General features: G+C 55.5%; 17 protein-coding genes and 2 riboswitches. Of the genes, 4 read left to right on the forward strand and 13 right to left on the reverse strand.

The window, feature by feature from the left end:
• Positions 1 to 236: 236 nt before the first annotated feature.
• The gene (locus PKO01S_RS20305; protein WP_127533274.1) at positions 237 to 1478 is read right to left on the reverse strand and encodes an MFS transporter; all 1242 of its coding nucleotides are present in this window, start codon (positions 1476 to 1478) and stop codon (positions 237 to 239) included.
• A gap of 442 nt (positions 1479 to 1920) precedes the next feature.
• Positions 1921 to 3498, reverse strand: coding sequence for a glycoside hydrolase family 43 protein (locus PKO01S_RS20310; RefSeq protein WP_127533275.1), 1578 nt, complete (start codon positions 3496 to 3498; stop codon positions 1921 to 1923).
• 253 nt (positions 3499 to 3751) lie between these two features.
• On the opposite strand from PKO01S_RS20310, the gene PKO01S_RS20315 reads away from it, so the two are divergent.
• Positions 3752 to 3949: a hypothetical protein gene (locus PKO01S_RS20315; RefSeq protein WP_127533276.1), complete on the forward strand. Its 198-nt coding sequence runs from the start codon at positions 3752 to 3754 to the stop codon at positions 3947 to 3949.
• Between the two features lie 90 nt (positions 3950 to 4039).
• Here PKO01S_RS20315 and PKO01S_RS28900 read toward each other — a convergent pair whose 3' ends face one another.
• The gene (locus PKO01S_RS28900; protein ID WP_164779690.1) at positions 4040 to 4201 is read right to left on the reverse strand and encodes a hypothetical protein; all 162 of its coding nucleotides are present in this window, start codon (positions 4199 to 4201) and stop codon (positions 4040 to 4042) included.
• Positions 4202 to 4291: 90 nt separating this feature from the next.
• Complete coding sequence (locus PKO01S_RS20320; RefSeq protein ID WP_127533277.1) at positions 4292 to 5260, reverse strand: hypothetical protein; 969 nt, start codon at positions 5258 to 5260, stop codon at positions 4292 to 4294.
• Positions 5261 to 5449: 189 nt separating this feature from the next.
• On the opposite strand from PKO01S_RS20320, the gene PKO01S_RS20325 reads away from it, so the two are divergent.
• A complete protein-coding gene (locus tag PKO01S_RS20325; RefSeq protein WP_127533278.1) occupies positions 5450 to 6427 on the forward strand; it encodes a hypothetical protein in 978 nt (325 codons plus the stop codon).
• A gap of 297 nt (positions 6428 to 6724) precedes the next feature.
• On the opposite strand, the gene PKO01S_RS20330 is transcribed toward PKO01S_RS20325, so the two are convergent.
• From PKO01S_RS20330 to PKO01S_RS20350, 5 genes are all read right to left on the reverse strand, one after another.
• Entirely contained in the window at positions 6725 to 7612 is an 888-nt protein-coding gene (locus PKO01S_RS20330) for a DNA-3-methyladenine glycosylase family protein (protein WP_127533279.1), read from the reverse strand.
• A gap of 272 nt (positions 7613 to 7884) precedes the next feature.
• Entirely contained in the window at positions 7885 to 11838 is a 3954-nt protein-coding gene (locus tag PKO01S_RS28905) for a hypothetical protein (RefSeq protein ID WP_164779691.1), read from the reverse strand.
• A gap of 257 nt (positions 11839 to 12095) precedes the next feature.
• On the reverse strand, positions 12096 to 12674 hold the full coding sequence (locus tag PKO01S_RS20340) for a hypothetical protein (protein ID WP_127533280.1): 579 nt from the start codon (positions 12672 to 12674) through the stop codon (positions 12096 to 12098).
• A gap of 337 nt (positions 12675 to 13011) precedes the next feature.
• Entirely contained in the window at positions 13012 to 13482 is a 471-nt protein-coding gene (locus PKO01S_RS20345; protein ID WP_127533281.1) for a GNAT family N-acetyltransferase, read from the reverse strand.
• Positions 13479 to 14060, reverse strand: a complete 582-nt coding sequence (locus tag PKO01S_RS20350; RefSeq protein ID WP_127533282.1) for a DJ-1/PfpI family protein — start codon at positions 14058 to 14060, stop codon at positions 13479 to 13481. Before PKO01S_RS20350 ends, PKO01S_RS20345 begins: the two co-directional genes overlap by 4 nt.
• 63 nt (positions 14061 to 14123) lie before the next feature.
• Positions 14124 to 14202, reverse strand: a riboswitch (ZMP/ZTP riboswitch).
• A gap of 150 nt (positions 14203 to 14352) precedes the next feature.
• On the opposite strand from PKO01S_RS20350, the gene PKO01S_RS20355 reads away from it, so the two are divergent.
• Both PKO01S_RS20355 and PKO01S_RS20360 read left to right on the forward strand, forming a co-directional pair.
• Positions 14353 to 15093 (forward strand): SDR family NAD(P)-dependent oxidoreductase, encoded by a 741-nt coding sequence (locus PKO01S_RS20355; RefSeq protein ID WP_127533283.1) that lies wholly within the window; start codon positions 14353 to 14355, stop codon positions 15091 to 15093.
• Positions 15094 to 15176: 83 nt separating this feature from the next.
• Positions 15177 to 15256: riboswitch (ZMP/ZTP riboswitch) on the forward strand.
• A 53-nt stretch (positions 15257 to 15309) separates the two neighbouring features.
• Positions 15310 to 15906 (forward strand): DJ-1/PfpI family protein, encoded by a 597-nt coding sequence (locus PKO01S_RS20360; protein WP_127533284.1) that lies wholly within the window; start codon positions 15310 to 15312, stop codon positions 15904 to 15906.
• 73 nt (positions 15907 to 15979) lie between these two features.
• Here the strand turns inward: PKO01S_RS20360 and PKO01S_RS20365 are convergent, their stop codons facing one another.
• The 4 genes from PKO01S_RS20365 to PKO01S_RS20380 form a co-directional block, all read right to left on the reverse strand.
• Positions 15980 to 16636 carry an HAD family hydrolase gene (locus tag PKO01S_RS20365; protein WP_127533285.1) on the reverse strand — a complete coding sequence of 219 codons (657 nt, stop codon included), beginning with the start codon at positions 16634 to 16636 and terminating at the stop codon, positions 15980 to 15982.
• Positions 16637 to 16664: 28 nt separating this feature from the next.
• A complete protein-coding gene (gene pyrH, locus PKO01S_RS20370; RefSeq protein WP_127533286.1) occupies positions 16665 to 17432 on the reverse strand; it encodes a UMP kinase in 768 nt (255 codons plus the stop codon).
• Positions 17433 to 17675: 243 nt separating this feature from the next.
• Positions 17676 to 18824: a glucuronyl esterase domain-containing protein gene (locus tag PKO01S_RS20375; RefSeq protein WP_127533287.1), complete on the reverse strand. Its 1149-nt coding sequence runs from the start codon at positions 18822 to 18824 to the stop codon at positions 17676 to 17678.
• Between the two features lie 162 nt (positions 18825 to 18986).
• On the reverse strand, positions 18987 to 19790 hold the full coding sequence (locus tag PKO01S_RS20380; RefSeq protein WP_127533288.1) for a phosphotransferase family protein: 804 nt from the start codon (positions 19788 to 19790) through the stop codon (positions 18987 to 18989).
• Between the last annotated feature and the right edge of the window lie 6 nt (positions 19791 to 19796).

The raw sequence follows: 19796 nt of genomic DNA on the forward strand, positions 1-19796 counted from the left end.
AATCTATGACTCTAGCTTACTCCGATTGCTATAGTATGAATGTAACATATCAGACGAGCCAAACCAAACGAGCGCACGCAACCTGGCCTCCAACCATCTGGTGTGGCACAAAAAGTGTTGCAACAGCCTGCAACAAAAAACAGCGGTCGCCTGCCTGACGGCAAGCGACCGCTATCTAACTATCTACGGGGTGCGTGCATTGCCCTCCCCTTAAGTACCATTCCGCTCTACCTCGGCTAATCCGAATACCCAGCCTTTGCGCGCGGGACTTGCCTGATCGCCGAACCAAGCGCGACGACGATGCCGGTTGTTACCAGCAGCGTGCCTGTCGTGACGAACAGCCACTGGATGCCGAGAAACATGCCCATCCCTCCGCCAATCAATGGACCGAGCAACTGCCCGAGCTGATTGGCGCTCGTCGTCATGCCGAACGATCTTCCCCGGAAAGAGCTGTCGGTGCTTTGCACGACGAGCGTATTGATGACCGGCACGATACCGGCCAGGAATAAGCCGAAGCCAAATTGGACGACCGTGAACAGCCAGAGCTGATGAACAAAATATTGCGTACTGATCACGCAGCCTGCAGCAATGAGGCAGAAAATCAACACCCGAACATAGCCTTGCTTCTCGCCAATTCGGCCCCACTGCGGCGAGGCCAGTATGCCGGCGATACCGATCAGCGATAGAACGAATCCGGCCGTCGCCGCAGCATCTTGTACACCGCCTTGCAAATCGGCAATATGCAGCGTCAGCAGCGGCTGCACCATACTCACAGACAGCTGGAACAGCAGCAACAGGAAGAGCAGGTTCAGCAGTTGCTTGTTATGCAGCGCTTCGCGGTAATCGCCGAACATCGACGTCTTCCTCGGCGCTGCGTCTGAACTCGCCGCCACCCCTTTGCTTGCCGTCCCCGTCTTGCCTTCTTGGACGAAGAAGTACACCGCCGCCGTCGCCAGCAGCAGGAACACGCCCGCCACGACGAACGATTGCCGCTGGCCGAATGTATGCGCTAGCAGGCCGCCGAGCAGCGGTCCCATAATGCTGCCGGACATGGAAGCAGCTTGCATCGTGCCGAGGCTCGAACCGAGCCGGTTCGCCGGCGCGATCGAAGCGACAATCGACATCGAAGCCGGTACGAAACCGCCTACGAATCCTTGCAGCATCCGGATGCCGATCAGCTCCCACGGGTTTTGCACGAATGCCATTAACGAGTACACGATCGCCAAGCTTAACCCGGCCCGGATGACCATTTTACGCTTGCCGTATTTATCGGCCAGCGATCCCCAGAGCGGAGCCATGACGGCACCGATCAGAAACGCTGACGATTGAACGATACCGGCCCACCAGTAGACCGAATCGTCCGATACGCCGAGCTCTGGCAAAAACAGCGGGAGAAGCGGTATTACCATCGTGTAGCTGGAACTGCACAACAAAACGCCGAACCATAAAATCCACATTTGACGCCGCCACGATTCCATTGCCGCTCACCTTCATTCTATTGTTCCGTTCTTTACGTTAGCTTCAATATACGCCTGTGCAAGCGATCATTCAAAAGCTCTCCGGGACAGCATTCAGCCGTAATCCGCCGCATATGCCCGATTCGACAATCGAAATGAGACGAGAGGACCCGACAACGTAAAGAATGGGAAATGTACCCTAACAGAACCAACGCAGCCGACGCAATATACTAGTCAGTTAGTGCGCTCATAGTAAAGCTTCTGCTTCACCGTTCAAATCATTTAACACCAAGGCCGTAACTTTTGAGGCGGCAGAGTACAAAGACGTTACAGAACCTGCGTATGCTACTCGCACATGCAATTCGAGAGAAGTTACCTCTACCTCAAATTGACAACCGAGCAAGATGTTCCTGAGCAACAAGAGCCCGTCGGCATGCGCCGACGGGCTCTTGTTCTATTCACTCTACGACTGCGGCGTATACGCCAGCCACTCTGCATAAGCAACAGCCGTGGAGGGTGTTCCGTTGCCTGTCGCATATAAGCCGAGGCAGACGCCTGTGAATCCGCCGCTTACTTCCGAGGACAACACATTCGCTGGCGCCTCAGCAAGCTCGTGCCACGTACTGCCGTCAGCCGACCAGGCGAATCGATACGTATGCGAATCCGATGTTATAGCAAGCTCGATTCCGCCAGCAGCAGCTGCGCCGCTGTTCGACTCGATAAGCTGCTTAGCCGCCTCGCTCGTTGAGCCGCCGGCCGTCAACGACACGATAACATAGTCGACACCGCCTTCACGGCGGATGCCGATCTCATAGTGCGCTTTCTCGTGAAGCCGGGCAGACAACCCCGCTTCCTCTCTATCCCGCACTGGCTCGAACGAAAGTCGCGTCTCTACCCGCATATTCACATGCTGCTGGCGGACACCGGCGAATACGGTTGGCGCCGCGTCGCTCAGCGTGTAGGAATGGCCGGTCAGCGCAAGCGCGCCCGGCTTCTTCGTAACCGAAATCCGCTCCTCGTCTAGCGTTCGCAGAGCTGACCAGCGCGGACTTAAAGCCTTGCCGTCGAACTGTTCCCGATAAGATCCGGAACCTAACACGTTGCACCGAGATACGAGGCCAGCTCCGCCGGCATAGATCTCAGCGTTCATCAGCCGCTGAACCGAGCCTTCATTATTGTCGATCATCGGCCAGCCTTTCTCCGTCCAACTAACCGGCGCAAGGAATGTCTCCCGGCCGAGCACGCTGTAATGGCCGTCTACCGGACGCACACCGAGGAATAACGCCCACCAGTTGCCTGCCTCGTCCTCAATCAGATCCGCATGGCCCAGATTGTGCAGGGGATGGTCCGGCAGCTTGTTGTGCGTCAGAATCGGCTCATCGTGCAGCTCGAACGGACCAGTCGGATATTCGCTGCGGGCGGCAAGTACGCGATGGTCACGGCCCGTGCCTCCGCATGCGCAGAGCAGATAGTAGATGCCATGAATACGGTACAAATGCGGTCCTTCCGTCCATACGCCGCCGTCTCCGCGGCACACAACCACCGGCTCGCTTAGCGCTTTGCCCGTAGCGATGTCGATCTCGTAAGTAATGATATGCGATTCCAAGTCAGCGCCGTTCTGCGCCGTAACATACACCTTGCCGTCTTCATCGAAGAATAGCGAAGGGTCTATATTCCCATAGGGTATGCGAATTGGTTCAGACCATGGTCCTGCCGGATCCGCAGCCGTAACGTAAAAATTGCCGATTCCGTACACATCCGTCGTAATCAAATAGAACACGCCATCGTTATACCGAAGAGTCGGAGCGTAGATGCCCTCCGAGCTGTTGCGCTTCGTCATGTCTACCTGGCTGCTTCTCGTCAGCACATGCCCGATCTGCTCCCATTCGACTAGATTCCGGCTCCGAAAAATCGGGACAGCCGGGAAATACTCAAAGGAACTAGTCGCCAAATAATAATATCCGTCTACCCGAATAACGCTCGGATCCGGGAAGAAACCCGGAATGACCGGGTTTTCGTATTTTACCGCCACGTGATTCATTACTGCGTCTCCTCCGGCCCCAATAAGTTTCAATTATTAATAATAGTCCTATTGTAATCATAAAGGAGAATGCACCTATAGCTTAACCCTGTGAAATATAGCTTTTACTTCATAAAATTAAGGATAGACCGCAGCAGCGGATAGGTCTAAAGATGAGGCAGACTGGTGATACAGTCATTTAAGAGCTGTCCATGCATCTGCCGTCGCTTTCCTTCGAACGGGTGCATAGGATGGATGATCGAGGTGAATGGGTATGTACAACCGAACGATGCGTGAGCTGTTCCAACAGCACCAGCAAGGCGCGGATCTCCGCTCCCGCTCCTATCAGGAGCTGAATCTTCATAAACTGGACATTCGGCAGCCTTCCGAGCTCATTGCGAACTCGCCTGTCCTGCAGCGGATCGTCCGCAAGCACTGGCATTCGATGATTGTGCCATGGTTGAAACGATAACACTCTGTCCAGATGACTACTATATAATGTGACAAAAAAACCTCCGGGGACGCTGCTAGAAGCAGCGCAAACCGGAGGTTTCCATTTCGATTAACGGGATGCGTAACGTTTGACGAGCGGATCGTCCTTCTCTACTTTGACGTTCTTCATCGCATCCTTGGCCGTCTTCGCCGGAACGCGGGGGCCGGACAACACGGCGGATGCGCGTTTAATGACTTCGGCTGCATTAATAGGCTTTCCCTTCTTGCTCATGCTCCGATCCCTCCCTTCTATTGGTCCATATTGTACTTGCTGCCGGACAAGCCGGTCAACCAATATTAGCAAATCTTAACAAAATCGCCTTTAAGATTCCGGATTCGCATTCGGTGAAGGAGCTGGGGGCGGAGCCGGGTTCGGATTCGTAGCGACGACCATCAGCTCGATGGACTCGATATTCGTGCTGATGACGTTATGAAGCAGCGGCAGAACATGCTTATCGAACGCATCGAACTGCGTCGCGAAGCTGCTCAGCACCGTTAGCAGAAAACTCGTTTCGCTGATCGAGTAATAATACACCATCCGGTTCGGCTTGAACGGATGGTCCGTCTCCGCCTTGTTCCAGAGTGAGGAATGGCCCGTTTCCTTCGAATGCTGAGCCATCCGCGCATATTTCGGAGGAATTTCATCCTCGTATATTTCGATGGTGAAGCCCGCATTGAACGTATCCCGATACGCCGCTTGGATATCGTCGAGCAGGACGCGCAACACATCGGGGAACGTAATGACGTTGCCGTGCATGCAGCCCAATGTTTTAATAAATGCATCCCGGCCCGTCAAATATTCCATCAATGATGCTTTGGACGTCGTAATTATCGCTTGCTGAATTGCAGCGCGCTCGCCTTCGACCTCGAACTCCACATTGAAGAACTTGAACCGCTTCAGACGCAGGAACGCAACGGGCACGACCAGGAACAGCAGCACCCAGACGAACAGATAGAATAAGCTGCGAAAAATAACCTTGTTCACCGGCGACGTCACGATCGGCTTAATCACAAGCGCCGTAATCGTATTGGTCTCGCTCGGCGTGCCAGAGCCCCCCTCCTGTTCCACAGAGGGCGAGGCTGAAGATGGTGCGGCTGCCGGATTCGATTGCGCACTGGCCGCCCTAGGCGGGTGTGCAATCGTCCAGATCGACCATGCGCCGTGCGCAACGATCAGGACGATGCCGATCACGTACAGCGCCTGCATATATTTGAAACGCAGAAGCCAGTCCTTTACCCCATGCCATCCCTCCGTATTCCGGTTGTTGTCCGCAATATGTATGGTGAGCATGTCTAGCTTCGCGTGAGCGGATCGCCTCATTTTACTTGACCAACATGAGTTTACCACCCGGACAGGCGCAGCGTCATGATACGTTCGTCACATTCGGGGCCGCAGTTCGTGTCGATTCGATGACATCGAACCTTTGGGCGGATGCCGCATACGATGTAGAGCTACTACATCTCGAAAGGGTGTTATTCGATGGGATGTTCTTGTCAATCACCGGCCCCTCAAATGGTCGTTTATGATCCGCGTTACTTCCAGCCTCAAGCGCCTGCACAGTTCGTACAACCTGTACCGGTACAAGACGACAGAGCTTTAATGCCGATGCCAGGCGGTATGCCGGGGCAAGGCGGCTTGTTGCCGATGCCAGGCGGTATGCCAGGTCAGGGCGGCTTGCTGCCGATGCCGGGTGGTATGCCGGGGCAAGGCGGCATGTTGCCGATGCCAGGCGGTATGCCGGGGCAAGGCGGCATGTTGCCGATGCCAGGCGGTATGCCGGGGCAGGGCGGCTTGCTGCCGATGCCGGGCGGTATGCCGGGGCAAGGCGGCATGCTGCCGATGCCAGGCGGTATGCCAGGTCAGGGCGGCTTGCTGCCGATGCCGGGCGGTATGCCGGGGCAAGGCGGCATGCTGCCGATGCCGGGTGGTATGCCAGGCTTTCCTGGTTTACCGGGGCAAGGCGGCGGCATTTTCTTTCCGCAAGGCGGTGTGCCAGGTCAAGGAGGCGGCATCTTGCCTGTGCCAGGCGGTACGCCGGGGCAAGGCGGCATGCCTGGTCAGGGTGGAGGCGGCGTTCCGGCACAGCTGTCGCAAGCGAATCTGCCCTCTGTGCTCGCTCAATTTCCGCGGCCTGTAGGACAGCCGCCTGCGGAAATGCTGTTTCTGTTCAACTACTTACGCGGCAATCCGCAAATGCTTCAGACATTCATCCGCCAACGTCCTCAATCGCTGCAGCAAGCGGTGCAATTCGCACAATTCGGCACAATGGGCCCCCGCGAGGATGAAGACCGGGTACTGCCAGGCTTCTGTTACAATCGCTGGTCGCTCATTTTCACATTCAATAACGTCTTCCTCATGTTCCCGGTCGCGAACCTGTTCGGCTTCGTCATCGGCCACTGCTTCCCGCAGCAGCCGTGCATCATTCCGGACTTCACTATCCTGTTCGCCTTTTGCTAATGTGTCATCTGAACCATATGAGCGGCCTTTTGCGGCGTTTCATATGGTTCTTTAGTTGGTAGAAAAGTCGGATGCCACTCGAGCCAGGGTGCTCTTGCATCACTTTTTGTGTCACTACAGTGGGGTTTCCTCGCTCTGGGGTGCTCTTGCATCACTTTTTGTGTCACTACAGTGGGATTTCCTCGGTCTAGGGTGCTCTTGCATCACTTTTGGGTGTCACTACATAAAAAAGGATCCTCAAAGGACCCTTCACTTCCAACAACCATGCTGTACCTCGCCCTCATCACATCAACCGCTTCAGTACGTCGTACGCCACATATAGAAGGTGGCATACGATTCCCAGTTGGTCCACCCCGCGGACAGCTCCCGGATCTGCTTGATGGACGGCTTCTCCGGCAGGCCCAGACGGTACTTGATCGCCAGATGCAGACCCACATCGTCAATCGGAAAAGCGTTCGGCATCCGCAAACAGCGCATCAACGCATAGTTCGCCGTCCATGGACCGATGCCGCGTATGCCGACGAGCCGACGCTCCGCCTCCTTCAAACTTCCCGCCGCCTTCAGCGAAGACTTCGTGAGCTCGCCTGCGGCCATCAATTCCGCGACGCCGATCATATACTCCGCTTTGCGCGTCGTAATCTGCAGCACTGTCATGTCCTCAACCCGCAGCCCCCTTACGACTTCCGGCGACGGGAATAGCCGAAGCATTCGTCCCTCCCACTCCAATTGGGAGCCGAACAACTCCACGAACCTTTTTTTCAACGTATACGCGAATTTCAAATTGATCTGCTGCCCAAGTATGCCCCAGCACATCGCCTCGAAGAGGTCCGGAATGCCGATGAGCCGCAGCCCTCTGAACCTTACGACGGCCTCTTGAAGCAGCGGATCTTGCTCCGCCATCGCATAGAAGGGGGCCAAGTCGGTGTCCATGTCGAACCACTCGCGCACGAAGCGAACGACCGCTTCCTTTCCCTCTGCAGAAGACTCGTCCTTGAACCGGAGCCGAAGGCTTCCGTCGCCGCCGTCCGTAATCTCTACCGCATGCCGTTCGCTGCCTGCCTCGATCCACCGGTATACCCGTCCGCTCTCGACCTGGAACAAACATTCGTCAGCCGATCGCGTCAGATAGCCTAGATTTTGTTCAAACGAAAAATACGGCGGCACCGCAATCCGAACATCGTTCATCCCGCAACTTCCTTCCCTGCGAATATTACGCTCCGATCAACACAACCAGCAAGCACGCATCGCATTCGATCTTCGTCCAATCGGATCTTGCACTCCTTGCTCCATCCTTCCCCCATTGTACCAAATCCAACCGGGTTCAAGCGCACGGCCGCATGCCGCCGAATGAAAGAGCAAGAATACAATACCTTGCAGACCGGCCCCTGACCGTACCAAAAAGGCACGCCCCATCCGAGTAGGTACGTGCCTTTTCATCGCTCTTATGCGTTGGCGATTTAGAACGAAGCCGTAATCGCCCCTAAGTAGTTCGCCTTGAAGTTCGACAGCGATGTGCTCATCGTCTTGACTGGATATCCCCATGTCCAATAGTCGAACGAAATTTTGTCATTGGCTTCATCGACCGTAACCGGGCCTTCGAGCGTAATAACGTGGGTGCCGTTGCCCGGCTGGAGCAGTACGGTGCGAATCCACAGCACGATGTGATTGTTCGCCGTTTTCGAGATCGCTTTGATGCCGGCTACGCTCGTATCTTCTTTAAATACGGCGTCGGTATAGAAGCCCGTTTTCTTATACCATTCACACAATTCCTTGGTCGGCGTCTCGATCGCCGTCTCTTCGTCCGGAGCTCCTTCGTAATCGAAGAACCAGTTCTCGCTGTCGCGCAAGGACGACATGAGCATCCAATCGGCTTGCGGCGGCATGTTCGTCCATTGGCTTGCGAGCGCGCTATAATCAGCATTGCGCAGGTCGGAGCCGGGCGCAACCTTCAAATTGCCCAAGAAGCCGATGCCGCCGCCGTAGAGCGCATTGGCGAACGACTCGAACTTGGCCGCATCCCTCTGGATAATGTGATGATAGAAGCATGCCGTCGTGCACAATCCGATTTTGCCTTGGTTGAACAGATTCGCATTTCCTTTCAACTGTTGAATTCGCGTCAGCACCGTCGACGGATCGAGCTTCGGCCACGCTTTGCGTGCTTCAAGGGGCGAGCTCGCCGGAGCATCCGCTCCGCTGCCGTTAACCGCTCCCGTTACCTTATCGAGGAATTGTCCGACTACGCCCGACTTCGGCTGGCTGTCTCCCCATGTCGCGGCAAGCGCGGCCGGGTTCTGCGAATAGCCCGCACCACCGCCGGACGGTGCGCCGCCGGAGCTCGAACCACCGCCGCCAACCGGCGATACGGCACCTCCTCCGCCGCCGCCGGATGCACCGCCGCCTCCCGAGGCTCCTCCCTGGCCTTGCGTTTTATCGAAGTAGTTGATTTTGGCGCCGTCCTGCGAATGGTTGCCGCCCCCGCTGATTCCGCCGCCTCCGCCGCCGGCAAGGCCGCCGGAGTAGACAGACGCCGCCGTCTTCGCGAGGCTCGTAATCATCTCGGCTGCAATCCGCTGACGCTCCGTATTGGCCTTCAGCAAATTGTTCATGTTCGTGCCCGCCTGTTCGCCGGCCGTCGCAGCGCCTGCCTGCGTCGATTGAAGCGCCGCCTGTGCTAGACCGATCGTCCCTTGCAGTCCGCTCATGTCGCGGAACATATTGCCGTTCTGGATGGCAGCGAGTATGGCCGCCGTTCCGCTCGGATCTGGCAGCGACGTCGGCGACGTAATGTTCACGATAGGGCTGCTCAACTGCCCCGGCTTCACGTCTTCTTGCATCGCGCGGCTGCCCGTCTGAATTGCGGCGATCTCCGTTGCCTGCATCGGAATCGGCGAGTCCTGCCAGTTCCAGAAGCGCGTAATGTCGAGCTTCTCAGCGCTGTTCGAACGGCCGAGCACCGCTTCGGCGAACGTGCCGCCCGACGGCAGCGGAACAATATCTTCCTTCGCGCTGCCCAGTTGAATGCCGTGATCCCATAACCATTGCGCCCATTCCGGATCAGCGGCGTCCGTATTCATTTTGAATGCGAGGTAGTTGCCGATGTACCGGATCGGACGCGGCTCGACGACTTGCGAGACCGGCACAACCTTTCCTCCGACCTCGACGCCGTAGCCGGCAAGCAAGAACGCAAGCTGCGTGCTGTCCAGCGACCGGTAGACCGCTTGGCTGTAATGCATCCGGTTCTCGTTCAGATGCGCCTTCAAGTTCGCGTCAACACCGCCGAGCTTAATCTGCACGACTGTCGTCTCGACGGTTGTTCCTTTGAACACTTTGAAGAGCGGCAACTGGAACGGGAAGCGAACGCCGTTGCGGTTCAACGTCAGGACGACGTGGACCGCCAGATCGACCTCCTGGCTGCTGCCGATGACGCCGATCCGGCTGACATCGCTCATATCGAGCGGATGCGCCGCATCGACTGTCGTAACCGTCGCCCCCGATAACGTATGGAACACAGGCTGAAGCGGCGTTCCTCCGGCATACACGACGACGCCTTCAATCGTCACGTCGGTCGGCAGAAACGCGGAAGCGCTGTTCGAGCGAAGAATCGCACGGTTAAGCAGTCTCGATACGCGAGCCGAATGCTCGATCGTCCACAGCGCATCGTTCACTTGCTGGTACACCGGCAGCGTATACGACAGAACGAACGGCGTCGTATTGACGACGAGCGACGCAGGATTCGCCTGCGCTTGCGCGGCATCTCCGTCTTTCATCAACTGCAAATTGTTCTGCGCCGACGACGGCTGCGTTGTGGCCGGCTGAGTCGTCGAACGCGTCGGCTGGGTTGAAAGCGGCGGCTTCGTCGCATAACCGGTCCGCGAAATCAGCGCCTCGCGCAGCAGAATATTTAAGCGGTTGCCAATGTTAATGAAGAATGTATTATTATCCGGCGCTATTTCTAACACATCGAGATTAATGAGCGCTTCGCGAATCGAATACGTAAGAGCTGCCCTCGACAAAATGCTCCGGAAGCGCCGAACGAGCGCATCCTTGTTGAAATCGATGAGATCGATCGGAATGAAGACCACTTTATCCGCTTTGACGATGGCCACTTCAACCCGGTATACTTGCACGACTTCGTAATATTGAATCGTCAGCGCATGCATATGGTTGTAGTTTGCAATAACCCGGGTGCTTACGCCTTCATGCTCGGATTGCGACACTTCCTTCACGACCGAAGCACGGCGGCTGCGGCTGCTATGGGCATGCTGATGCGTACGGTCGTTCACATTCTGCATCATCGTGCTGCCGATGTCCCGGTGTCCGTACGAGGTGGAATAGCTCTCCGCCGACGAGTTCGTTGAAGCCGTACTGCTCGTCGTTCCAGACGATGCGCTCGGTCCGCCGAACAATCCGCCGAGAGGCGCCGACAGCTCCTCAGCAGTCGCGGTGCCCTTCGCCTTCGACGTGCTCTTCGCGCTCGATTCGGAGAATCCGCTCTGCGCCTCGTTCGCGACCGCCTCCGTCACCTCGCTGATCGAACGGTTATGCGTTGCATCATTCGTCAGGTCATCGACTTCGCTTATCGTTTCCGTCTCTCCTGCGCGGCTTTTGCGGGACCAGTCGATGACGGCAATCCGCGTGCTCTCGCCCGGTGCCAATGCCGTGCTGTGCAGCAGCTGGCCCAGCGTTACGCCCTGCGCGTACCACGATTGGTTGAATGTCAGCAAGGCGCCGAAGGCGATCTTCTTGAAGCCGGCATCGCCTGCCGCGAGCGCGCCGATATCAATCGGCTTGAAGCCGGGACTGGCAATGTCGATCAGCAGCTCTTTATCGTCGTGGATTTGATCCATTAAGAGCGTCGTGTACTGCACGCGTTCCGTCGGATATTCCCCTGTTTTCGGGAGCAGATCCGGCGGACGCTCGGGATCGTAATTCGGTATATTTTCCGGAAAATAGACCACGTTCAGCAGCTTCGAAGCCGCCCGGTACGGCGGATAAAGCGCCAAATCCCGGACCGTATGCACGTCCAGCACCTGCTGCAACGACGCAGCCTCATTCTCCGGAATGCTCTGCAGCGCGTTGATCGGGAGGAACTGCAGCTCGTTGACTTTGACGCCCGCCGCTACGGATTCCCTGACGAGATCGGCCGTTGGCGTCCCATGCTGATTCAATGCGGAATGAATGTCCGAAGCCGCATTCAGCAGCTTCGTAGCGGCATCGAATACGCTCGATGTCGCAAGGTCGAACAGCGTGTTGATTTCGAGCAGCTTCAGCGCATCCGCCGCTTGCGTATTCACGCCAAGCAGCACTTGCGGGGACAATCGCAGCAGCTCTCGAACCGGCAAGTTGCGGTACTCCGTTCGGACTAATACAAGCAGTTCATCGGAAGCGTTCTGATTAATAATGGAAACCATGACACCTCTCCTTATTTCATCGTAAAGGATGAATACAACACTGCCGAGTCAGCGGTCCTAAACGCATATCCCGCAATGCGATACGTATTGTATCACGGGCTTTTCGGGGCAACAAGCTACGTTCGATACGGTCGAACCTGACATGGAATGCCCATGGCTCGGCCTGACGACCTATTCCTTTAGTTGGAAAGAAAACAAAAAGGGCCCAACCCGCTTCGCAGCGATGTTGAGCCTTACGTAACATTAATACCATTACATTATCCTTGTTTTCCTTCGATTGCAAGAAGCAGCACCGCTGCGGCCAGACCAAGACGACGGTCCAGCTGTTGGTTCGGATCGAGTGCGAAGTCGACATTCAACTTGCTGACGAACGGATTAAAATTTTGCTTAAACTCCGCTACCATGCTCCCGCCAAGCTCTACATTAAACGTCTGAGGAATGAGGTTGCTCAGGAAACGTCTGAGCATCGCCATCAGCACGCTGTCTTCCTTGATCAGCCCGATCTCCCTCTCGCTTGGGCTCATAATGACCCACTCATCCTTCAGGATCGACTTCATGCCTTTGCGGCGCAAAGAGCCAAGCGGGTGGCCCGTCACGGCATCGACAACGTCATACGTTGCGGAGAAATCGATCACGCTCCGCGCTTGAATCGTAATCAATTCCTCCTTCATGGACTCGTCCGCATATAGGCGAATGTCCTCTTTGAGCTTGAATGCTTTCATCTGCGAGAATAGGACAAGCTGCTCGTTGTTGTCATAGATGTGAAACTTTGCTCCTGCGAGAGTCATCACTTTTTTGCGTACCAGATATTGCGTGTGGCTGAACTTAGCATTCATTCGAAAGGGCCCCCTGCGACTGTGGAATGAGTTCGAATCAGAATATATTAAGTCCTAAAATTCGACATTCATATAAAACATCCTTCTATTTTCTCAAAGAATGCGCCAGCCGAACAGAATCGCGATAACCGATGGCGGCAATTCCTGACTGACTGCAGATGGATATCGCACAAGAGAGTACGCTATAGAAACAGACCTACCGTTTCTTGGAACCGGCCTTCGGCATTATGCTGATGCGCTTTGTTCAACTTTCCTCGAATGAATAACACTCCATATCCTCCGTCTTCATGGATGAAAATAAATAGGCTGCCCATTACTGCTCAGGACAGCCTTACTATTATAACGGTTTGCTGAAGGTCACCCGGTGATAGCCGGGAATGAAATAATCGGTCTCCTCGCGGACGAGGTCGAACCCGATTCCTTGATAGAACAAAATGACTGCGCCGTTATCGGCATGTCCGAGGGTGGTCAGCATGACGCTCGATGCCCCTTCATCTGCAATATAGCGGCATACCGTATCGATCAACTCCCGGCCGATGCCTCGCCGCGCCTGGTCCTTGCGGACGACGACGCCGACGATTTCATAATCTCCGTCCTCGCTCATGATGAATCCAGCATGGCCGACCACGCCAAGCCGATCGTCCTCCATCACCCAATACCCGCACCGATCGTTGCGTTCTTCGTTAAGGTATACGCTCCAGCGTTCGGGATATTTCTGAATGACGAAATCCGGGAATTGCAGCGTATGCTCCGCCATAAGACGCATCACTTGTTGCTCATCTTCGTGAACGAGGGGACGAATAGTCATTTGGCGGCTCCGCCTGGCGTATAATACGGGTATTCCATCCGTTGCTGCACTTGCCGTGCGACGTCCGCGTTCGTTACCGATTCAACGAAGTAGAGTCCAAGATCGAGCGAAGCCGAGACGCCTCCGCCGGTGAACACATTGCCGTCCCGCACATAACGCTCGCGCACGACCTCGGCACAGTACGGCTCGAGCAACTCGTAGGCGCTCGAGTTCGTCGTCGCCCGCTTGCCTTCCAGTAGTCCAGCGGCTCCCAGCAGCAGCGCTCCGGTACATACCGAGACTTGGTATTGAACGTCGCGCGCCGACCTGATCCAATCGACGAACGCTTCGTCGAAGCGCAGCTGCCTCGTCGGGTATCCGCCCGGAACGAATACAAGGTCGTATTGCGACAAGTCAGGCTTTACTTGATGCACCTTGATGATCATGCCCCGGTCGTCCGTCACTTGTTCGCTCACCGCGCACATTTCCCAGGAAACGTTATCCTTCACTCTGAGAATGCCGAGCCACGTCACCGCCTCATAAAATCCGACATAATCCAGCGACGTCATCCCGTCAAACAATACGAAAGCCATCTTCATAACCATTCCCCTGCCTTTTCCCGTGTAATGAGAAACAAAAAAAGCATTCGATCCGAAGATCGAACACTTTGCCCAGGCGTACGGCGGTTATCGGTGTGCTCCCTCATGGTTATCCATGTTTACGCCAGTAACACACCGTTCAGTTGTATCCCTAATATAGATTGAATTCTGGAAATTATCAACATGCCATTTAACAAAAATATCCTAAAGTCTCATTGTGCATCTCAAGAGACTGGCTTACAATCTACTCGGCTTAAAGTCCAGTATCCCACAGGAAAAGGAGATGCCATGTATGGATCTGAGCAACAAAACGGTAATCGTTACCGGGGGCGGCACCGGCATCGGCCGGGCGGCCTCTCTGCTCCTGGCAGAACGCGGGGCTAACGTCGTCGTCAACTATTCACGTTCGCAAGCCGATGCCGAGGAAACGGTCCAACAGATCGAGAGCATGGGCGGGAAGGCCATTGCGCTGAGAGCCGACGTGGCAAAGGACGAGGAAGTTCGCGCGATGACGGAAGCGGTGGTGCGGCATTTCGGTGCCATCGATATGCTAGTGAACAACGCCAGCATTACGAAGCATATATCGCTCGAGAACCTCGACGCGGTCACCGATGACGTATGGGATGACCTCCTTGGCGTAAACGTGAAAGGGATGTTTCACTGCGCCCGGGCGGCCGCTCCCTATATCCGCCGGAATGGCGGCGGCGCGATCGTCAATATCGGCAGCATCGCCGGCCAGAACGGACTCGGCTCTTCGCTTCCTTACGCCGTTTCCAAATCAGCCGTACACGGCTTGACCAAATCGCTCGCGCGCGCCCTCGCGCCCGATATTCGGGTCAATTGCGTCGCGCCCGGCGCCGTTCTGACGAGATGGTGGGCAGGCCTGGAGGAACAGATGCTGCGGCTCGCGCCGAAGTTGCTGCTCAAGCAGCTCTCCACGCCGGAAGACGTCGCCTCGCTTATATGCGCCGTATTGGAGCAAGAAGCCATGACCGGCCAAATCATTACGGTGGACAGCGGCCAGACGCTGTAACCCCGATTCGAGGCAAGACACGATTTGTATAAATTTTCCTTGCAATACTCATATATTTAAATATTATAAACGTATAAGCTGATTTCAGTATGTGTGACTGGCGTAAACGTGGACGACCACGGGGAAGCACATATTTCATATGCCGTACGCCTGGGCAAAGTATTGGGTCGAACCGACCGAATACTTTTTATTTTTTCGGGGGAGTTGACCAACTGGATGGCAGAGGCGCGGCAAGCTAGAAACGTGGCGATTTTAATTTTCGACGATGTGGAAGTGATGGATTTCTGCGGCCCATTAGAGGTGTTCAGCAAGGCGAGCCTGGATGCCTATTTCAACGTGTACACGGTCGCCGAGAACCGGTCGCCGGTTCTAACCGCTAACCAATTGAGCGTCAATCCGGCTTACAGCATCGAAGACTGTCCGGTACCTGAGATCGTCCTTGTTCCCGGCGGCATCGGGGCATGGAGGGAAATGCATAATGATGTGCTGACGGACTGGATCCGCCGAATGTATGACTGCGCGGAGCTTGTGCTCTCGGTATGCACTGGCGCCCTCCTGCTCGCCCGAGCGAATCTGTTGGACGGGCTTAGGATCACAACGCACCATTTTGCCTATAAGGACCTGAGGAAGGCCGCCCCGCCTACGGCTGAGCTGCTCGAAGGCGTCCGGTATGTGGATAACGGCAAAGTTATTCTATCCGGCGGGATATCGGCAGGCATCGATATGTCCTTCTATGTCGTGGCACGGTTGTTAGGCGAAGCGCATGCTGCGGATACGGCTAGACGAATGGAGTACGATTGGAAACGAGTATAATGCCAATAAGGCGTGCCGGGTGAATTAACCATCCGCACGCCTTCCGCATTGAATCTAGTTCAAGCCGCTCCTGCTACACGCTGACCAATGCAACGATCTCCTCCACGCCAAGCCGGCTGAAATCGGTCACGATGAGATCGGCGCCGTCCATATTTTCATGCACGTGGGGCAATCCCTTGTAGCCGATGCATTTCATGCCTGCACGCTGCGCTGCCAGCAATCCGTTCCCGGAATCTTCGATGACGACGCAGCTTTGCGCCGGAACTGCCAGCTTATCGCTTGCCAGCGTAAAAATGTGCGGGTCCGGCTTAGACGCCTTAACCTCATCATCGCATACGACGGCATCGAACAGAGAGTGCAGGCCGAACAGGTCCAGCACCGCATTGGTCCGATAGCGGGAAGCGCTCGTCGCAAGCGCCGTCTGAATGCCGGAGTGCCGAAGCTGCGCCAGCAGCTCCTTCACGCCCGGTATCGGCATCATTCCGCGGTATTTCTGAATCTCCTTATCCGCGTCATAACTGCGGATCAAGTCGCTGAGCTCTTGCGGCAGCCCGTAATCCGTCTTTACCTTCGTCCAGAACTGTCTGGAGCTTAGGCTGCCCCAACCCTTGATCTGCTCGACGGTAAGAGCGCAACCATACTCATTCGCCGATTCGCACAGCAGCTCGTATGCGACCGAATGCGAATCGATAATAACGCCATCCATGTCAAAAATAACGGCTCTCAGCACATTCAGTTCCCCCGTCCCCCCATTTCCCCTATTCCAGCTCCAGCACGGCGTCCCCGCTAATGAACGTCCCGTTATTGATTCCTTCGCATATTTCTTTCATCGCGCCCGGCTTATCGAAGTTGAACACATGCATCGGCAGCTTGTAGTCTCTGGCGAGAATAAAAGCCGACTGGTCCATAACCGTTAAGTTCTGCTGCAGCACATCATTGTAATGCAGCGACTTGAACTTCTTGGCTCCGCTGTCCTTCCGCGGGTCGGCGCTTAATACGCCGTCCACGCCTTGCTTTGCAACGAGCAGCGCATCGCAGTTCACTTCGATCGCCCGCTGCACGGACGGGTAATCCGTCGTCACATACGGCTGCCCGTTGCCTCCGGCGAATATGACGACATAGCCTTTCTCCAGATGATGGATCGCCCTTAACCGGATGTACGGTTCCGCGACGGAGGTGACTGGAAGAGCGGTCATAACGCGAACTTCGCGTTTAAGCTTCGCTTTGAGAACGCCACGCAGCATGAGGCTGTTAATAACGGTCGCCAGCGTACCGATATTGTCCGCTTCTGCACGCTCGATCCCCCAGCTCTCCGCCATGTTCCCGCGAAAGATGTTGCCGCCGCCGATCACGATCGACACCTCGACGCCAAGGTTCACCACAGACAAAATCTCGCCCGCAATATGCTCCAGCCGATCCGGCTCAAAGCCGAACTCCGAATCTCCTGCGACCGCGCCGCCGCTCAGCTTGATCAGCACTCTCTTGTACCTCGCCGTCCGAACTGCCGTTGTCTCCGCTGCCTTCACCCCAAGCACCCCCTAATAAAATAAAAAACACTAAAGCATCAATGCTTTAGTGTTGAACAGAAATGAAAATATGAAAAGGTACGTAAGGTACGTTGGTCCGAATCGAACGCTTCCGCCGCTGCTTCATACTTCCATTCCCCTCTCTTATGAATTCAACTTATTGTACAGTGAAACATTTCCATGCGCAATAACGGTTTTTCCAAACCTTTCATACGCTTCCTTGTTGTACAAAGAAGTGACTTCTTACTCGTACAAGCTCGATTTGAAGTCTCGGCCATTCACGGCCATGCCGCGCAGACGATAGTCGCAGAAGTCGAGCAGGTTGTCGATGTCCTCTTGGCTGCGCGCATGGCCGCCCGGACGGAATCCGATGCCGATCTGCCCGCCAATGCCGAGGAAATCATACACTTTAGCCGCTTCCGCATAAGAGATATACATGCCTTCCGGATTCGTCCAATAATCCGCATAACCGGCTGTGACGAGCAACGCTCTCGGCGCGATCAGTGCCGCCAGTTCGTGTTGATCGAACGGCAGCTTCTCCACATCCTTGAACTCGCTGAAGACGGAATTGAACCAATGCGCCTCTTGGTCACATTGCAACACTTCAAGCCCTTCGCTGCGGTCGGCAACTCCCCAGGCATATTGCTTCCCGCCGAACGAGCGGCGGAATGAGGCGATGCCGCCTGCTCCCGAGCAATGCGAGTTGACGATAGCGAACCGCTCGTCCAACGCCCCGGCAATAAGAGCGGACTTGCCGCAACGGGAGAAGCCGGTAATAACCGTCTGCACGGGATCGATCTCGTCGTAAGCGCCCTGCTCCAGCGCATCGAGCACTTTGCCCGCGCCCCAGCCCCATGCAACGAGCACGCCGCTGTCATAGCCAGCCTCCGCTGCCGGTTCGGAGCTGTATGGATACAGCTCGAAGAACGCTCCGGTCCGTTCGGCATTGTCCGATGCGACGAGCGCCGTCTTCAGCGTCACGACCGCATAGCCGCGCCGGTTCGCTTGTCTTACATAGTCGGTATCCGTTATGCCGCCCGGCCGCCAAGCTTCCAGCGTTCCGATCGTGAAGATGACGGGATATGGCCCTTCGAGCACACATTCATCACCCGGCAAGCTGACTTCGACAGGGTAGGATACCGCCATGTCATGCACCGTTACCGTAATAATCAGCCCGGTCTCCGTTCGCCGATAGGTTACCCTCTCTTCCGATGCATCCGGCAGATAGCCGTACATATAGTGCTGGTACAAAGCTTTCAGTTCCTCGGCGCGCTGGTACCAGTCCTCTGCGGTCGCGACTTTGGAGCCATCCCTAAACGTGAAGATGTCCGGCAGATCCGGCAACGTTGGCAATTGGCTAACGGGAACGAACTTCTGTGCCGTCCTCGACATTGTATTTCACGGCCTTTCCAGTAGATTACCTTCATTCTCACTAGTCTATCATTCCGCCAACCGAAATTGAGGAGACGCATTTGATTTTGACATTCCGTTCACGCAACAAACCTCCGACCGCTATAACGAAGCGGAAGGAGGTAGTTCAACCCGTTTACGGTTCTATGCCGACTCCAATTGCCCGAGTCTATTATTGATCATGCCAAGCAGCCAATCCCGTTCTCCCGGAATATTCTCCCGAAGCCTCGCGGCCGCGATAGGCAGCACCCACGGCTCAAGCTGCGCTTCTCCGGTTCCGGTAAGACGATAATATTCATCCAAATAAGTGCGATTCAGCAGCTCCTTCAGCTGCCAAAGCGCCTCGTCCGGTATATCTGTCGGATTGTAAGGCGTCTGGAACATTAACGACGTTCTCGCGACATCCCCCATCGGATCGCCGATGTTGGCCTCCGTCCAATCAATCGCATACGACCTTTCCTCCGTCACGAGGATATTATCGGGGTGCAGGTCGCCGTGACAGATCGAGTCGCCTTGCGGCAAGCTGTGCAAATAACGGCATATCCGGTCGGTCCGTTCACCTAGCGTCGATTCTGACTGACGGATAAAATGCTCCAGCCGGTCTTGCCGGCGCGGCAGGAGCGCTGTTGTGCACCTGTGAATGCTGCTATGCAAACGGGCCATTTCCTGTGCATATTGAACGCTCTGTGACGGATCTGCTGCAATGAGCTTCAATAATGATGTGCCTATAATTTTCTCATAGATAAGTCCTCGCCGGCCTTCCACTTCGACGAACTCATACACGGACGGAGCCGGTACACCAGCCTCCTGGACAGATCTGCACACGCTCGCCTCATAATGAATCCAATCCGTCTGAATCCGATCATTATACAGCTTAATGACTTGGTTATCGCCCCATTCATAGACGTCGGCCGTCATTCCTTGACCAATCATTGCTCCCTTGCTCAACGCGGC

Source organism: Paenibacillus kobensis NBRC 15729, assembly GCF_004000825.1.
Classification (GTDB): domain Bacteria; phylum Bacillota; class Bacilli; order Paenibacillales; family Paenibacillaceae; genus Paenibacillus_T; species Paenibacillus_T kobensis.

Excerpts from the sequence above, each read along its gene's own strand:
- PKO01S_RS20305 (WP_127533274.1), bottom strand. The coding sequence starts at position 1,478 with ATGGAATCGTGGCGGCGTCAAATGTGGATTTTATGGTTCGGCGTTTTG.
- PKO01S_RS20310 (WP_127533275.1), bottom strand. The coding sequence starts at position 3,498 with ATGAATCACGTGGCGGTAAAATACGAAAACCCGGTCATTCCGGGTTTC.
- PKO01S_RS20315 (WP_127533276.1), top strand. The coding sequence starts at position 3,752 with ATGTACAACCGAACGATGCGTGAGCTGTTCCAACAGCACCAGCAAGGC.
- PKO01S_RS28900 (WP_164779690.1), bottom strand. The coding sequence starts at position 4,201 with ATGAGCAAGAAGGGAAAGCCTATTAATGCAGCCGAAGTCATTAAACGC.
- PKO01S_RS20320 (WP_127533277.1), bottom strand. The coding sequence starts at position 5,260 with ATGCTCACCATACATATTGCGGACAACAACCGGAATACGGAGGGATGG.
- PKO01S_RS20325 (WP_127533278.1), top strand. The coding sequence starts at position 5,450 with ATGGGATGTTCTTGTCAATCACCGGCCCCTCAAATGGTCGTTTATGAT.
- PKO01S_RS20330 (WP_127533279.1), bottom strand. The coding sequence starts at position 7,612 with ATGAACGATGTTCGGATTGCGGTGCCGCCGTATTTTTCGTTTGAACAA.
- PKO01S_RS28905 (WP_164779691.1), bottom strand. The coding sequence starts at position 11,838 with ATGGTTTCCATTATTAATCAGAACGCTTCCGATGAACTGCTTGTATTA.
- PKO01S_RS20340 (WP_127533280.1), bottom strand. The coding sequence starts at position 12,674 with ATGAATGCTAAGTTCAGCCACACGCAATATCTGGTACGCAAAAAAGTG.
- PKO01S_RS20345 (WP_127533281.1), bottom strand. The coding sequence starts at position 13,482 with ATGACTATTCGTCCCCTCGTTCACGAAGATGAGCAACAAGTGATGCGT.
- PKO01S_RS20350 (WP_127533282.1), bottom strand. The coding sequence starts at position 14,060 with ATGAAGATGGCTTTCGTATTGTTTGACGGGATGACGTCGCTGGATTAT.
- PKO01S_RS20355 (WP_127533283.1), top strand. The coding sequence starts at position 14,353 with ATGGATCTGAGCAACAAAACGGTAATCGTTACCGGGGGCGGCACCGGC.
- PKO01S_RS20360 (WP_127533284.1), top strand. The coding sequence starts at position 15,310 with ATGGCAGAGGCGCGGCAAGCTAGAAACGTGGCGATTTTAATTTTCGAC.
- PKO01S_RS20375 (WP_127533287.1), bottom strand. The coding sequence starts at position 18,824 with ATGTCGAGGACGGCACAGAAGTTCGTTCCCGTTAGCCAATTGCCAACG.